Below are 524 nucleotides of genomic sequence, written 5' to 3' on the forward strand. Positions count from 1 at the left end.
ATTACTACACGGATGAAACGAAATCGCAAATCACGTACTTCCCAGCTTCGGAAGCGTCGAAGCAAAGGACGAGGACGCAATTCGCCGCTGGAAACTCTCGAGGTACGAGACCGCTTAGCGACCGTTGCCGACTCGTAGTCGCGAACTACTTCGCTTCGAGAAACGTCCAGTGATCGAACGTCGCCGCTTGCCCGACATGGTTGCCGGCCGCGTCGGTTAGATTCCAGACGATGGCCTGTTCGATTTCTGCCGCGATACATGACGCCATCCATGTCGATCAAAAATCCCTTGCTCATCTCTTGCCTCTCGAAGGTAAACGTCTCGATGTTTTCCGTACGATCTGCCGCCCCTTATATCCAGGATGGCTGCCATGATCGACTTCGATGCTCGTACAACTCGGACGCATCCGGTTCATCACTCTTGGCTGCCTTGCCGCTGGCCCCCTCGAAGGCCTGCTCGGCCCCAGCCACAAGTTGCTTCTTCCAGAGCGTGACCTGGTTCGGGTGCACCTTAAACTGCTGCGC

General features: G+C 56.1%; 1 protein-coding gene. It reads right to left on the minus strand.

What is annotated here, in order from left to right; all coding sequences use genetic code 11:
• Positions 1-145 precede the first annotated feature (145 nt).
• On the minus strand, positions 146-268 hold the full coding sequence (locus tag AB1L30_RS00470) for an MEKHLA domain-containing protein (RefSeq protein ID WP_367011390.1): 123 nt from the start codon (positions 266-268) through the stop codon (positions 146-148).
• Positions 269-524 lie beyond the last annotated feature (256 nt).

Origin of the sequence: Bremerella sp. JC817 (assembly GCF_040718835.1) — a bacterium.
Lineage (GTDB): Bacteria > Planctomycetota > Planctomycetia > Pirellulales > Pirellulaceae > Bremerella.

Bases quoted from the DNA above. Each gene is read 5' to 3' on its own strand.
- AB1L30_RS00470 (WP_367011390.1), bottom strand. From the start codon at position 268: ATGGCGTCATGTATCGCGGCAGAAATCGAACAGGCCATCGTCTGGAAT.